The organism is Enterococcus sp. DIV0213h (genome assembly GCF_051711285.1).
Taxonomy (GTDB): domain Bacteria; phylum Bacillota; class Bacilli; order Lactobacillales; family Enterococcaceae; genus Enterococcus_D; species Enterococcus_D casseliflavus.
The window spans coordinates 1-13,818 of the sequence record NZ_JBIOMH010000001.1 but is presented as its reverse complement, the minus strand read 5'-3'; the positions used below and the strand labels follow the sequence as shown (position 1 = coordinate 13,818).

Sequence of the window (13,818 nt, the reverse complement as noted above, 5' to 3'; positions counted from 1 at the left end):
ACGTAAAAACGAATAAAGTCAGCACATAAAAAAAGCCCTGCTGCCATCAGCGCAATGCAGGCGGCAGCAGGAGCCTTGGTTTCTCACATCGTTGGTGTCTTACCCGAACTCTTCTCGCGGCGAGACCGAGGAGAACTTATTGTATTCTTTGATAAATAGAAGTTCGACGGTCCCTCGGGCACCACTCCGGTTTTTCTCGATAATGACTTCGATCACATTGTTGTTTTGTTGTTCTTCTGGTTCATCGTCATCGTCGCCTTCGCTGCGGTAGTAGTCATCTCGGTACAAGAAAGCAACGATATCGGCATCCTGCTCAATCGATCCTGATTCCCGAATATCACTTAAAACAGGACGCTTGTCTTGTCGTTGTTCCACACCCCGAGAAAGCTGAGACAGTGCGATCACTGGCACTTTTAATTCCTTCGCCAGTTTCTTTAATTGGCGAGAGATCTCAGAGACTTCTTGTTGGCGGTTTTCGCGACCCGTTCCTTCAATCAGCTGCAAGTAGTCGATCAAAATCAAGCCGAGATTACCTTTTTCTTGCGCCAGTTTCCGACAACGTGCCCGAATCTCAGAGATCTTGATCCCAGGGGTATCATCGATATAGATATTGGCGTTAGAAAGACTGCCCATGGCAACGATCAAATTGCGCCACTCTTCTTCTGAGAGCTGCCCCGTCCGCAAGTGACTGGCCTCAATCGAGCCTTCCGCACAAAGCATCCGGTTGACCAATGATTCAGCCCCCATTTCCAGACTAAAGATCGCTACGGAACGATCGGTTTTCGTTCCGACATTTTGCGCGATATTCAAGGCAAACGCGGTTTTCCCTACCGCGGGGCGGGCAGCGAGAATAATCAGCTCTTCTTTTTGCAGCCCCGCCGTCATTTTGTCTAAAGCCGCATAACCCGTAGGTAATCCGGTGATTTCTTCATTGTTTTGCGCCAACTGATCGATCGTTTCGATCGTCCGATTCAAGACTTCCGCTATCGATTGGAAGCCATTGCTATTGCGCTTTTCGGATACTTCTAAAATACTTTTTTCTGCTTGATCAATGATCGACTGCACATCTTCATCTTGTTCAAAGCCTTTGGTTACGATGCGGCTCGCTGTTTGGATCAGATTGCGTAACGTGGCTTTGTCGTCAACGATCTTCGCATAATAAGCAATACTTGCTGCTGATGGTGAAGCTTGACTCAATTCAGTCAGATACGTCAGGCCGCCAACATCTTCAAGACTGTTGCTTTTTTCAATTTCTGCTTTCAACGTAATCAAGTCGATCGATTCACTACGGTCGTTCAACTGGATCATTGCTTGAAAAATTATTTGATGGCTGCGGCGATAAAAATCTTCTGGGGCGATTACTTCCATTGCATCGATGATCGCATCGGCATCTAAAAAGACTGCCCCTAGGACCGCTTGTTCCGCTTCAATATCTTGTGGGGGAACTTGATTTTGCCAAACTTCATTCATGCCATTCGCTCCTTCGTCCATTCATTCTACAAGATTCCCATCCAAAGTACAAGATTGCTTGGACGTTTGCCGAAAAAAACCCCAACATGTGACTGTTGGGAGTAATGCTTATTCTTGGATGGTATGAACATTGATCGTTGCTGTTACTTGTGGGTGCAATTTTACAGGTACTTGCGTAAAGCCTAATGCACGGATCGGCTGATCCAATTCGATTTTGCGTTTGTCGATCTTGATTTTGTATTGCTTGTTCAAGGCATCTGCGATTTGTTTTGATGGGATCGAACCGAACAAGCGGCCATCTTCCCCTGCTTTGGCATTGATCTTCACAACGGTTTCTTCTTTTTCAAGAAGTGCTTTTAACTCTTTCGCTTCTGCTAAGACTTCTGCGTCTTGTTTTTCTTTGGCTTTTTGTTTGCCTTTTAATTCTGCCATGCTTTCATTGTTGGCAGGTTTGGCTAAGTTGTTTTTGATCAGAAAGTTTTGTGCGTAGCCATTAGGGACTTCCTTGATATCGCCTTTTTTGCCTTTGCCTTTGACATCTTGTAAGAAAATAACTTTCATCTTGGTCACTCCTTGTTATTGTTCATTTTTCGTTAATTCCGCTCGCAGCTGGTTTTCTACATCACCAATGCTGCTGTTCTTTATTTGCGTGGCTGCGTTGGTAAAATGTCCGCCGCCGCCTAATGCCTCCATCAAGGTTTGTACATTGACTTTACCAGTGCTTCTAGCACTGATACCGATCAAATCTCCTGGTTGTTTCGTAATGACAAATGCGGCATGGATCCCGTTGATCGATAGCAGAGTATCGGCCGCTTTCGCAACGGTGACACTATCGTACACCCGATCTTCATCCGCTGCAGCAATCACGATATCTTCTCGGAAATGCTGGCTGCGAGAAACCAGTTCACTGATCATCAAATAGGAATCGAGATCCGTACTCAACATGTATTGAACCAATGACGTATCTGCGCCTTGGTTTTTCAAATAACCAGCAATATCAAAGGTCCGACCAGTGGTTCGCACCGTGAAGTTCTTCGTATCCACGTAGATGCCCGCTAATAAAGAAGTCGTAATAAATTTCGGGACTTGCGATCTGCGAGAAGCGCGATACTGGATCAATTCTGCTACCAGTTCCGATGCCGAAGATGCGGAAGATTCAATATACGTCAAGAGTGGCTTATCGGGAAACTCATCCCCGCGACGATGGTGATCGATCACTGCGATTTTGTCAAATTCATCATAGACCGCTTGCGAGATCGACATCGACGGCTTATGGTAATCTACCATCACTAAGACACTTTCTTCATTTGATAAATTAACTGCTTCTTCCCCAGTGATCACAAATCGTTCCAGCTCGGGGTATTTTTTCAATTCTTCCAATGCCCGCTGAATGTCTGCGGTGATCTCTTTTGGATTTAAAATGATGTAGCATTCTTTGTCGCTCATCATCGCCATGTAAGCCACCCCAAAAGCCGAACCTAAGGCATCCATGTCTGGGTAACGATGACCCATGATAAAGATCCGCTGGTTTTCAGCAAAAATCTTTCTCAACGCCGTACTCATGGCACGAGAACGAACACGCGTTCTCTTGGGTGTGCCGTCTGTATTGCCACCAAAGAATTGCGGTTTTGCTTCTTCTTTGGCTTCTTTTAAAACGACTTGATCACCGCCGCGAACTAACGCAATGTCGAGATTGTTTTGTGCCACTTCCCCGATCTCTTCAAAAGACTCTACCCCATAGGAGATCCCCATACTGATCGTTAATGGCAGATCATTTTTTTCCGCAACTTGCCGTACTCTAGTCAAAAATTGGAATTTTTCTTCCTTCATCCGCTCAATATCTGAATACTTCGCGACGAAAAGAAACCGCTCGGAATTGATTCGCTTGTAAAAAACATGATTCTCACTTGCCCAATCAGAAATCAATGTCGTGATCAGCGAGTTCAAATAAGAAACTTGTTTGTCGTCTTTTTTCTCAATCAAATCATCGTAATTATCAATTGAAATCAACCCAATTGCTGCCATCTTTTTTACCCCTCAATGTATCATCCCATTTTTTTGAAGCTTTGTTCCTTATTTTACCACAAAACAATCAAATAGGCGATTGATGCAAAAAAGTTCCACGTGAAACTTTTTTGGTGAACCAACCAGGAAAAAATTTCTATCATTCGTTATTCTATCTATATATAAAATAACAAGTTACTCTTCGATGGATAAAAAAATTGACAAGCTTCAAAAGAAACTTGTCAATGAAAATCATTCGATTTATTCTTCGCCTACGAATGGAAGTAATCCCATGATACGCGCACGTTTGATTGCAATGGTAAGTTTGCGTTGGTTTTTCGCACCAGTACCAGTTACACGACGTGGTAAGATTTTACCGCGTTCTGAAATGAAACGTTTTAGTAATTCAATATCTTTATAATCGATATGTTCAATATGGTTTGCAGCAATGTAGTCTACTTTACGACGTTTGCGTCCGCCTCTTCTTTGTTGTGCCATCCTATTTCCCTCCTATCAATTTCTTAGAATGGTAAATCATCGTCTGAAATGTCGATTGATGAGTTTCCGAATGGATCGGAGTTGTCTCGATCAAAATTAGGCATTCCTGATGGTTGAGAGGATTGAGTTTGATTTGAGTTATTGTTACCAAATCCAGAAGAACTGTTTGAGTTATACGTATTGTTACTGCCAGATCCGCTATCAGTTGTGCGTCTTTGCTCGGAAGCATTCCGCGACTCTAATAATTGGAAGTTGTCAGCAACGACTTCTGTTACATAAACACGTTGGCCTTGTTGGTTGTCGTATGAACGGGTTTGAATACGTCCAGTAACCCCTAATAAAGTTCCTTTGCGTGCATAGTTTGCTAATGTTTCCGCTGGTTTTCTCCAAATAACACAGTTGATGAAATCAGCTTCGCGCTCTCCACTTTGGTTGGTAAAATTGCGGTTTACCGCCAAGGTAAAGGTTGCGACACCAGTGCCATTAGAAGTGTAACGTAAATCAGGATCTTTGGTTAGTCTTCCTACTAGTACAACATTATTAATCAAAGTTCATCATCTCCTCATCGCTTTTGTTTCATGTGAAACAATATTATGCTTCTTCTTTGACAATCATGTGACGGATAATGTCATCATTGATTTTTGCAAGACGGTCAAACTCGTTGATTGCACTTGCAGTTGTTGAAGAAGAAACTTTAACGATGTGATAGATACCCTCACGGAATCCATCCATTTCATACGCTAGACGGCGTTTTTGCCAATCTTTTGATTCGATAACTTCAGCGCCGTTATCAGTTAAGATTGAGTCAAAACGAGCGATCAATGCGGCTTTTGCTTCTTCATCAATGTTTGGACGAATGATATATAAAATCTCATATTTCGTGTTTTCCATTGATTTTTCACCTCCCTGTGGACTTTGGCCCCTAGTTTTCTAGGAGCAGAGAGAGTGGTCTAATTAGACTACTCACAAATAATTATTATACACTTTTTTCGTCCTTACTGCAAGCTGTTTTTTGCGTCCCTGCATCTACCCATCACCGCAAACAATCGCTTACACTGATAAATACGTCAGCTGCTGCCGATTTTTTGAAAAAGAATAGGAAGACAGCAAGCTGCAGGTTCGCAGCTTGCTGTCTTCCTAGAAAACGTATTGCTTATTCTTGTGTATCCGTGGTGTCTTCCGTTGTTTCTTCCACATCTGGTACGTCTTGTACCGCTGTTTCTTCAGCAGTCGCTAGTTCTTCTTCGACTTCTGGTTCAACCGTTGCCATCGTCACTACTTTGGCATTGTTTTCCATCTTCATCAAACGAACCCCTAAGGTTGCCCGACCAGTTTGGGAAACAGTCGCTACATTGAAACGAATCAATACGCCTTTATCGGTGATCACCATGATGTCTTCCTCACCGCTGACCGTCGTCAAGCCGGCTAATGGACCGTTTTTCGCCGTAATGTTGGCTGTTTTGATCCCTTTTCCGCCCCGACCTTTGATTGGGTATTCAGAGCCTTTGGTACGCTTGCCATAGCCGTTCTCAGTGATGACCAAGACTTCACTGTCTTCTGTGATCACTGCAGCGCCTACCACGTAGTCTCCGTCTCTTAGACGAATGCCTCGCACACCAGCAGCTGTTCGGCCCATATCCCGCACAAGCGCTTCTTTGAAGGTCACAGAGTAGCCATCGTGGGTTCCGATGATCACGACATCTTCGCCGTGGGTTTCAATTACGTTGACCAACTCATCATTTTCCCGAAGACCGATCGCAATCAGACCATTGGCACGGATATTTGAAAAGGCCGTCACTGAGGTCCGTTTGACCACACCTAGACGCGTCGTGAAGAACAAGTAGCGTCCTTCTTGAGGCCCACCAGAAGCCGAAATGATCGCTTCGATCCGTTCGCTAGAATCGATCCCTAGGAGATTGATCACAGGGATCCCTTTGGCTGCCCGACCATACTCAGGAATTTCATAGCCTTTGGCTTTGTAAACTTTCCCTTTATTGGTGAAGAACAATAATGTGTCATGAGTCGAACAAGAAACCAACGTCTTCACGAAGTCTTCATCGTGGATCCCCATTCCTTGAACGCCACGTCCGCCGCGGCGTTGTGCACGGAATTCAGACTTAGCTACTCGTTTGATGTACCCATTGTTCGTCAAGGTAATGACGATTTCTTCTTCTTCGATCAAATCTTCATCTTCAAGACTTAAGACTTCCCCAACCAATAATTCAGTCCGGCGATCATCACCAAAGCGTTGGCCTAATTCTTGCAACTCCGTTTGGATGATCTCTAGGACTCGTTGTGGATTTGCTAAAATGTCTGTCAAATCAGCGATAAATTCTAACAAGCCTTGGTACTCGTTTTCGATCTTGTCACGTTCCAAACCAGTCAAGCGACGCAAACGCATATCTAAAATCGCTTGCGCTTGGCGATCGGACAATTTGAAGCGCTCCATCATGCTATTTTTCGCTTCATCATCAGAATTTGATGCCCGGATCAAAGCAATGATCTCATCGATATGATCCAATGCGATCCGTAATCCTTCCAAGATGTGGGCACGAGCTTCTGCTTTGTTTTTATCAAACTGTGTCCGACGAGTCACCACTTCTTGTTGGTGCTCGATGTAGTTTTCTAAAATTCGTTTCAAGCTCAAAATCTTCGGCACGCCTTTTTCAATGGCTAACATATTAAAGCCAAAAGAAGATTGCAGTGCAGTCATTTTGTAGAGATTGTTTAAGATCACCGACGCACTGACGTCGCGACGAACGTCGATCACGATCCGCATGCCTTCACGAGATGATTCATCCCGCAGATCGGTGATTCCTTCGATCCGCTTGTCACGGTGCAGCTCAGAGATCCGTTCGATCAACTTCGCTTTATTGACCATATATGGCAATTCAGTCACTAAGATCCGTTCTTTGCCGTTGGGCATTTCAGTCACTTCGACTTTTCCGCGAACAGTGATCGACCCTTTCCCTGTTTCATAGGCACGGCGAATACCGGATTTTCCCATCACGATCCCGCCAGTTGGGAAGTCTGGTCCTGGTAGGACTTCCATCAATTCACTCGTTGTGACTTCTGGATTTTCCATCAATAGATCGATGGCGGCAATGACTTCATTCAAGTTATGAGGCGGGATATTGGTCGCCATCCCAACAGCGATCCCAGTCGTCCCGTTGACCAAAAGGTTCGGGAAGCGGGCAGGTAATACCGCTGGTTCTCGTTCTGTATCATCATAGTTGCTTTGGAAATCAACGGTATCTTTGTTGATGTCCCGCAGCATCTCCATCGCCAGTTTACTCATGCGGGCTTCGGTATACCGCATCGCAGCGGCACCGTCACCATCGACTGAACCAAAGTTTCCATGGCCATCGACTAGCATGTAGCGATAGCTAAAGGGCTGTGCCATCCGCACCATTGATTCATAGATCGCACTATCCCCATGGGGATGGTATTTCCCCATGACATCGCCGACGATCCGGGCTGATTTTTTATGGGGCTTATCTGGTGTGACCCCTAATTCATTCATTCCATATAAAATTCGGCGGTGAACCGGCTTTAAGCCATCCCGCACATCTGGTAAAGCCCTAGCAACAATTACACTCATTGCATAATCGATAAAGGACTCGCGCATTTCACTGGTCAGATTGACGTCATGAATATTTTGTTTTGCTTCTTCACTCAAGCTGTTTCCTCCTCTACGATTGGCTAGATGTCAAGATTTTTCACGTAGTGCGCGTTTTCTTCGATAAAGGCCCGTCTTGGTTCGACGCGATCCCCCATCAGCATTTCAAAAATTTGATCGGCTTCTATGGCATCATCTACGCTGACCCGCAGCATCATCCGGTTTTCAGGGTCCATCGTGGTTTCCCATAACTGGTGGTCATCCATTTCCCCTAGACCTTTGTAGCGTTGAACCGTTGGTTTTGGTGTCGCAGGCAGTGATTCAATCGTATTTTTCAAATCTTGTTCGGCATTCTTGCCGGGTTGGATATAGTGGATATTTTTCCCTTGTTTGACACCGTACAATGGCGGTTGTGCGATATAGACATAACCAGCTTCAACGATTGGACGCATATAACGATAGAACAGCGTCAAAAGTAGGGTCCGGATATGGGCACCATCGACATCGGCATCGGTCATGATAACTAGCTTGTGGTAACGGGCTTTTGCTACATCAAAATCAGCACCAAACCCAGTTCCCATTGCCGTAAACAATGAACGGATCTCTTCGTTTGCTAAGATTTTGTCCATGCTGGCTTTTTCGACATTCAAAATTTTCCCACGGATCGGTAAGATCGCTTGGAATTCGCGACTGCGGCCTTGTTTTGCTGAACCGCCGGCAGAATCTCCTTCGACGATAAACAATTCGCATTTTTCTGGATCATTACTGGAACAGTCGGCTAATTTCCCAGGTAAGTTACTGATTTCTAACGCACCTTTTCGGCGAGTCATTTCTCGGGCACGTTTGGCTGCTTGACGGGCTTTTGATGCCAAAAGTCCTTTTTCCACGACTTGACGACCCACATTCGGGTTTTCCATCAAGAATTTCGTGAAATGTTCCGAAAAGAGACGATCAGTGACTGTCCGCACTTCGGAATTTCCTAATTTGGTTTTCGTTTGTCCCTCAAACTGAGGATCTGGATGCTTGATAGAGATAACTGCCGTCAATCCTTCCCGAACATCTTCTCCGGTCAGGTTTTCGTCGTTTTCTTTCATCAATTTTGACTTGCGGGCGTAATCATTGATCACCCGTGTCAAGGCAGTCTTAAAGCCAAATTCATGGGTTCCGCCTTCATAGGTATGGATGTTGTTGGCAAAACTCAACAGGTTGCTGTGGTAGCTATCGGTATATTGCATGGAAACTTCAACCGTGATTCCTTGTTGTTCTCCTTCTAAGTAGATCGGATCTGGGAAAATCACTGTCTTACTTGCATTCAAATGCTCCACATAGCTCTTGATCCCGCCGTCGTAATGATATTCTTTCAAGACGGGTTTTTCTTCCCGTTTGTCTTCGATCGAGATTTTTAAGCCACGGTTCAAGAAGGCTAATTCCCGAACCCGTGTCGCTAATTTATCAAAATTGAATACGGTTGTTTCCGTAAAGATCTCTGGATCTGGAACAAAGTGGACGGTCGTTCCGTGGCGGTCGGTTTCATCGATCACTTTCAAGTCATCAACGACTGCCCCACGATGGTATTCTTGATAATACACTTTGCCTTCTTTATAGACTTTTACGTCTAAAGTCGTGGATAACGCATTAACGACGGAGGAACCTACCCCGTGCAGTCCACCAGATACTTTGTAGCCGCCACCGCCGAATTTCCCGCCGGCATGCAGGATCGTAAAGACGGTTTCTACCGCTGGACGGCCTGTCTTGGCTTGGATATCAACGGGGATCCCCCGACCGTCATCGACGACCGTAATACTATTATCTGGTTCAATGATCACTTGAATACTTGAGGCAAAGCCTGCTAGTGCTTCATCGATCGAGTTATCGACGATTTCCCATACTAAGTGGTGCAAACCTTCTGAACTGGTAGAACCAATGTACATCCCAGGTCGTTTGCGGACGGCTTCTAGTCCTTCCAACACTTGGATCTGACTGGCATCATAGGCTTTTGCACGTTCAACTAAGCTTTTTTCTTCTTCTGTCATTCAGTCTATTCTCCTTTAATATGTCCTTGCTCTACATAAAAAATCTCTGCTTCCACAGACATTTTGTCTTTCACATGTTCTAATGTCGTCGTTGTCAGAAAGGTCTGAACTTTTCCTTCAATGGTCTCCAATAAATGCAGTTGTCGGGAATCATCCAGCTCACTCATGACGTCATCTAATAAAAGGACGGGATATTCCCCCGTTTCTTCTTTCATCAAATCGATTTCTGCCAATTTAACACTTAAGGCGGTCGTTCGCTGCTGTCCTTGCGAACCAAAGGTCTGAACATTTTTCTCATTGATCAAAAAATCCAGATCGTCTCGATGGGGACCTGCCAACGTGACTTGCCGAAATCGTTCACGGTCTTTGACTTGTGCCAAGGCTTTGACAAATTGCTGTTGGATCTCCTCCAGCGTACTCGCCTCACCGGGCACATTCGATAAGTAGTCGATCTGCAAGGTTTCTTTTCCTTGGCTGATCTTTTGGTGCAGCTGATTTGCCCAATACGCCAAGCGCTGAACAAATCGTTGTCTGGCTAAAATGATTTTACTGCCGAAAGCCACCAGCTGTTCCGTTAAAACATCTAAATAGATCTCATCGGTCTGTTTTTTTTCATTCAGCTGTTTTAAGTATTGATTGCGCTGTTTCAAAACGGATTGGTATTGAACGAGATCATAGAGATAGATTGGATCGATCTGCCCAATTTCCATATCGAGAAATTTGCGGCGGACTTGGGGACTTCCTTTTACAAGGGAGAGGTCTTCTGGAGCAAATAAAATGACATTCAACTGCCCTATGTAACTACTGAGCTTTTTTTGCTCAATGTGGTTTACTTTCGTTTTTCGTCCTTTTTTTGACAAAAACAGTTCTAACGGGATCGTTGAGCGTCCCCGACTGACACTGCCAGAGATCCGCGCCCCTTCTGTGTCCCAGCGGATAAGCTCTTGCTCGCTGGAGGTGCGGTGGCTTTTGGTCATCGCCAATACATAGATGCTTTCTAAAATATTGGTTTTTCCTTGCGCGTTTTCGCCTAAAAAAATGACCAGACCTTTCTCAAAAGTCAGTGTCAGCGAATCATAGTTCCGATAATTGCTTAAATGCAACTCATTCAGCCGCATCGGCGTCTTCCTTCTTCACCATAAAAAAAGTACCTTCATCAGGTAGCTCAACACGCATTCCCGCATACAATTTGCGCCCTCGCCGATTTTCCGGCTCGCCGTCGACAAAAACGGTGTGCTCTGCAAGGTACCATTTCGCTTGGCCGCCGCTGCTGATCACACTGACTTCTTTGAGCATTTGTCCAAGTGTCATATATTCCGTTTCTAACGGTATTTGCATTTTCATAATTCCCCTCAATTCTATCAAAGAGCGTTTAGCTCTATTATACTCTTTTTTTGCTAAGAAAACAAATTCATCGGCATATTTTTCATTCTCAGAAGACTTACTGCTTTTAGACAAAAAAGAAGCCAAAATAGAAAAAAGGGCTTAAAAACGATTTTAAGCCCTTTTAACTCATTTATTCATTTTCAGATGATTGTTTCAACTTTTTTCAAAAGACATGAAAAATTAGTTGGTTCGCACCGGTGTGATCAGCTGGATAAAGCTGCCTTTGCTCTCTGTCGGCTCCAACGTAAATGGACGGATCGCTGAGATAAAGCGGATCACGATGCTGGTGTCACCAAATGCTCGTAGTGCTGCTTTCATATAGTCAGGGTTGAAAGAGATCTCTAATGGGTCGCCGGTCACTTTTTCAAAAGAAAGATCTTCTTCCACTTTTCCGATTTCTGGTGAGTTTCCATATAAGACAACGGCTTCTTCGGAGATCGCCAAACGAACGATGTTGTTACGGCCTTCATGAGAAAGCAATGACGCCCGTTCGATAGCTTGTAACAATTCTGGCACAGAAAATTCAATCTCAGTATTGAAGCTTGAAGGAATCAGACGGTTGGTATCTGGGTAAGTTCCTTCCAATAAACGAGAATAGAATTTCATGGTTTTCGTTTGGAACAACACTTGGTTATCCATAATGCTGATTTGGATCGCTTCTTCTTCATCTGTTAAGGAACGAGAAAGTTCCGTTAAGCTTTTGCCAGGAATTACGATGTTGAAGGCTGTTTCTCCGCTTTCCAATGGAATCACCCGTTGGCTTAGACGGTGTGAGTCCGTCGCAACAGCTAATAATTTTTGATTTTCTAAGACAAAGTGGACCCCAGTCAAGATCGGACGGCTTTCGTGTTGCGAAACCGCAAAGACTGTTTCACTAACGACCTTATTCAATACGTGCGCCGGAATCTCGATCGAATCTTGACTTTCGACAACTGGTAAATGTGGATAACTATCGGCATCCAAGCCGTTGACGGTAAAGTTGGCTTTTCCAGAAGTGATCGCTACTTGATTATTGTCTAAAACTTCTAACGTTAAGGTACTTTCAGGCAAACGACGAACAATTTCGCTGAAGAAACGTGCTTGTAAAACGATCTCTCCTGTTTTTTCGATTTGCATTTGCGCTTTTTCGTTTTCCACACTTAAAAAAGTTTCAATGGAAATATCGGCGTTGCTCCCAGTCATGGTCAATCCTTTTTCGGAAAGGGATAATTTTACTCCAGTTAAGATCGGGATGGTGGTTTTGGTTGAAATCGCCCGTTGGACAGTTTGTAATTCTTGCATGAACTCTGTTCGGTTTAAAGTTAGCTTCATAGCGATACTCCTTTAATTTATAGTTATTAAATAAAAGTAATAGTAGTAATAGGCTTGTTAGTAATGTGGATAACTCGAGAAAAGAGTGATTAGACTAACGAAAATGCCTGTGAATAACTTGTGGACAACTTTTTTGGTTCTTCTTTTCTTATCCACAGATCAGCTGAAGAGGATTTGTTTGATTTCAGCGATCTCATTTTTGATCGTGGGATCTGTTTCGACTAAATGCTGAATTTTTTCATGGGCATGAATGACCGTTGTATGGTCTTTGCCGCCAAATTCGCCGCCGATTTTTGGTAAAGAACTATCGGTCAGTTCTCGAGAGAGATACATCGCGATCTGCCGTGGGACCACGATGCCTTTGACCCGTTTTTTCCCTTTTAAATCATTGACATGAATGTGATAGTATTTTGCGACTTCTTCTTGGATTTGCAAAATCGAAACTTGGGTCGAGCCATGGCTTGATTTCAAGGCTTTGATGGCTTCAGCTGCCAAGCTCGTTGTAATGTCTGAGTTTTGCATCGTAGCAAAAGCTTGCACCCGCACGAGTGCTCCTTCAAGTTCTCGGATATTCGAATCGATCTGCCCAGCGATATAACTTAAGGTATCGTCGGGGATCTCCAAGCGTTCGGCTTCGGCTTTTTTCCGCAAAATCGCAGTCCGCGTCTCTAGATCCGGCGGGGTGATATCAACGGATAAGCCCCAAGCAAAACGGGAAACCAAACGTTCCGGCAAAGTCGGGATCTCATTTGGCAAACGATCACTTGTCAGGACGATCTGTTTATTATTGCGATACAGTTCTTCGAAGGTATTAAAGAATTCTTCTTGGGTTCCTTCTTTATTGACTAAGAATTGAATATCATCCACCAGCAAAAGATCAACATTGCGGTATTCGTTTCGAAAATCTTCCATTTTGTTCTTTTGAATAGAAGTAATGAAATCATTGGTGAAATTTTCACTACTAACGTACTTGATTTTGGCATTGGGACGTTTCAGCAACATTTGATGACCGATCGCGTGCATCAAGTGAGTTTTCCCTAAACCGACGCCACCATAGAAGAACAGCGGATTATAAATAGACCCAGGATCTTCTGCAACAACTAAAGCAGCAGCGTGGGCCATCTGATTGCCTTTCCCGATGACAAAGGTATCAAATGTGTATTTTTCATTTAAGATCGATTTCGGCGGCCGCTCGTTTTCTTCTGCAGCTGTTTGAATAGTAGAAGGGGCTGTTTTTAAAGCTTCTGCTTCTTCGACAGTCACAAAACTAGGAATCAATTCTTCACCAGTTTTCATAAATCCCATTTCAACAATTTTGGCAGCTAGATTTTTTTCCCAATAAGATTTATGAAGATCGCTGGGTACTTCGATCAGCAGCTGATTTTTTTCAAACGACAAGACATTGGCAGTCTCGATCCAAGCACTATAACTGGCCGGATTCAGCTCTTCTTTAAAGGAACGTTGAAGATCTTGCCAAATAGAATCAGCAGATGGCAT

The 13,818-nt window shown here is 44.1% G+C and carries 12 protein-coding genes; all 12 read right to left on the bottom strand.

The genetic code is table 11. The features are described from left to right. Positions 1–99: 99 nt before the first annotated feature. The 12 genes from dnaB to dnaA all read right to left on the bottom strand — a co-directional run bounded on the left by dnaB (position 100) and on the right by dnaA (position 13,818). Positions 100–1,470: a replicative DNA helicase gene (gene dnaB / locus IGI77_RS00060; protein WP_005226374.1), complete on the bottom strand. Its 1,371-nt coding sequence runs from the start codon at positions 1,468–1,470 to the stop codon at positions 100–102. Between the two features lie 108 nt (positions 1,471–1,578). Next, positions 1,579–2,031, bottom strand: coding sequence for a 50S ribosomal protein L9 (gene rplI / locus IGI77_RS00055; RefSeq protein WP_005226371.1), 453 nt, complete (start codon positions 2,029–2,031; stop codon positions 1,579–1,581). Between the two features lie 15 nt (positions 2,032–2,046). Beyond that, positions 2,047–3,495: a DHH family phosphoesterase gene (locus IGI77_RS00050; RefSeq protein WP_438769180.1), complete on the bottom strand. Its 1,449-nt coding sequence runs from the start codon at positions 3,493–3,495 to the stop codon at positions 2,047–2,049. Positions 3,496–3,735: 240 nt separating this feature from the next. Beyond that, positions 3,736–3,972, bottom strand: coding sequence for a 30S ribosomal protein S18 (gene rpsR / locus IGI77_RS00045; RefSeq protein ID WP_005226367.1), 237 nt, complete (start codon positions 3,970–3,972; stop codon positions 3,736–3,738). A gap of 23 nt (positions 3,973–3,995) precedes the next feature. Then, positions 3,996–4,520, bottom strand: a complete 525-nt coding sequence (ssb, locus tag IGI77_RS00040) for a single-stranded DNA-binding protein (RefSeq protein WP_005226365.1) — start codon at positions 4,518–4,520, stop codon at positions 3,996–3,998. 43 nt (positions 4,521–4,563) lie between these two features. Beyond that, entirely contained in the window at positions 4,564–4,863 is a 300-nt protein-coding gene (gene rpsF, locus IGI77_RS00035) for a 30S ribosomal protein S6 (RefSeq protein WP_005226363.1), read from the bottom strand. Between the two features lie 262 nt (positions 4,864–5,125). Then, the gene (gene gyrA / locus IGI77_RS00030) at positions 5,126–7,651 is read right to left on the bottom strand and encodes a DNA gyrase subunit A (RefSeq protein ID WP_016608933.1); all 2,526 of its coding nucleotides are present in this window, start codon (positions 7,649–7,651) and stop codon (positions 5,126–5,128) included. A 23-nt stretch (positions 7,652–7,674) separates the two neighbouring features. Beyond that, on the bottom strand, positions 7,675–9,624 hold the full coding sequence (gyrB, locus tag IGI77_RS00025) for a DNA topoisomerase (ATP-hydrolyzing) subunit B (protein WP_005226359.1): 1,950 nt from the start codon (positions 9,622–9,624) through the stop codon (positions 7,675–7,677). 5 nt (positions 9,625–9,629) lie between these two features. Next, positions 9,630–10,742, bottom strand: a complete 1,113-nt coding sequence (gene recF, locus IGI77_RS00020) for a DNA replication/repair protein RecF (protein ID WP_005226357.1) — start codon at positions 10,740–10,742, stop codon at positions 9,630–9,632. After that, positions 10,729–10,968 carry a S4 domain-containing protein YaaA gene (gene yaaA / locus IGI77_RS00015; RefSeq protein ID WP_008376781.1) on the bottom strand — a complete coding sequence of 80 codons (240 nt, stop codon included), beginning with the start codon at positions 10,966–10,968 and terminating at the stop codon, positions 10,729–10,731. Before yaaA ends, recF begins: the two co-directional genes overlap by 14 nt. A gap of 222 nt (positions 10,969–11,190) precedes the next feature. Further along, positions 11,191–12,321: a DNA polymerase III subunit beta gene (gene dnaN / locus IGI77_RS00010; protein ID WP_438769179.1), complete on the bottom strand. Its 1,131-nt coding sequence runs from the start codon at positions 12,319–12,321 to the stop codon at positions 11,191–11,193. A 159-nt stretch (positions 12,322–12,480) separates the two neighbouring features. Next, positions 12,481–13,818, bottom strand: a complete 1,338-nt coding sequence (gene dnaA, locus IGI77_RS00005) for a chromosomal replication initiator protein DnaA (protein WP_015508676.1) — start codon at positions 13,816–13,818, stop codon at positions 12,481–12,483.

Excerpts from the sequence above, each read along its gene's own strand:
- yaaA (WP_008376781.1), bottom strand. The coding sequence starts at position 10,968 with ATGAAAATGCAAATACCGTTAGAAACGGAATATATGACACTTGGACAA.
- IGI77_RS00050 (WP_438769180.1), bottom strand. The coding sequence starts at position 3,495 with ATGGCAGCAATTGGGTTGATTTCAATTGATAATTACGATGATTTGATT.
- dnaB (WP_005226374.1), bottom strand. The coding sequence starts at position 1,470 with ATGAATGAAGTTTGGCAAAATCAAGTTCCCCCACAAGATATTGAAGCG.
- recF (WP_005226357.1), bottom strand. The coding sequence starts at position 10,742 with ATGCGGCTGAATGAGTTGCATTTAAGCAATTATCGGAACTATGATTCG.
- gyrB (WP_005226359.1), bottom strand. The coding sequence starts at position 9,624 with ATGACAGAAGAAGAAAAAAGCTTAGTTGAACGTGCAAAAGCCTATGAT.
- rpsR (WP_005226367.1), bottom strand. The coding sequence starts at position 3,972 with ATGGCACAACAAAGAAGAGGCGGACGCAAACGTCGTAAAGTAGACTAC.
- dnaA (WP_015508676.1), bottom strand. The coding sequence starts at position 13,818 with ATGCCATCTGCTGATTCTATTTGGCAAGATCTTCAACGTTCCTTTAAA.
- rpsF (WP_005226363.1), bottom strand. The coding sequence starts at position 4,863 with ATGGAAAACACGAAATATGAGATTTTATATATCATTCGTCCAAACATT.
- rplI (WP_005226371.1), bottom strand. The coding sequence starts at position 2,031 with ATGAAAGTTATTTTCTTACAAGATGTCAAAGGCAAAGGCAAAAAAGGC.
- dnaN (WP_438769179.1), bottom strand. The coding sequence starts at position 12,321 with ATGAAGCTAACTTTAAACCGAACAGAGTTCATGCAAGAATTACAAACT.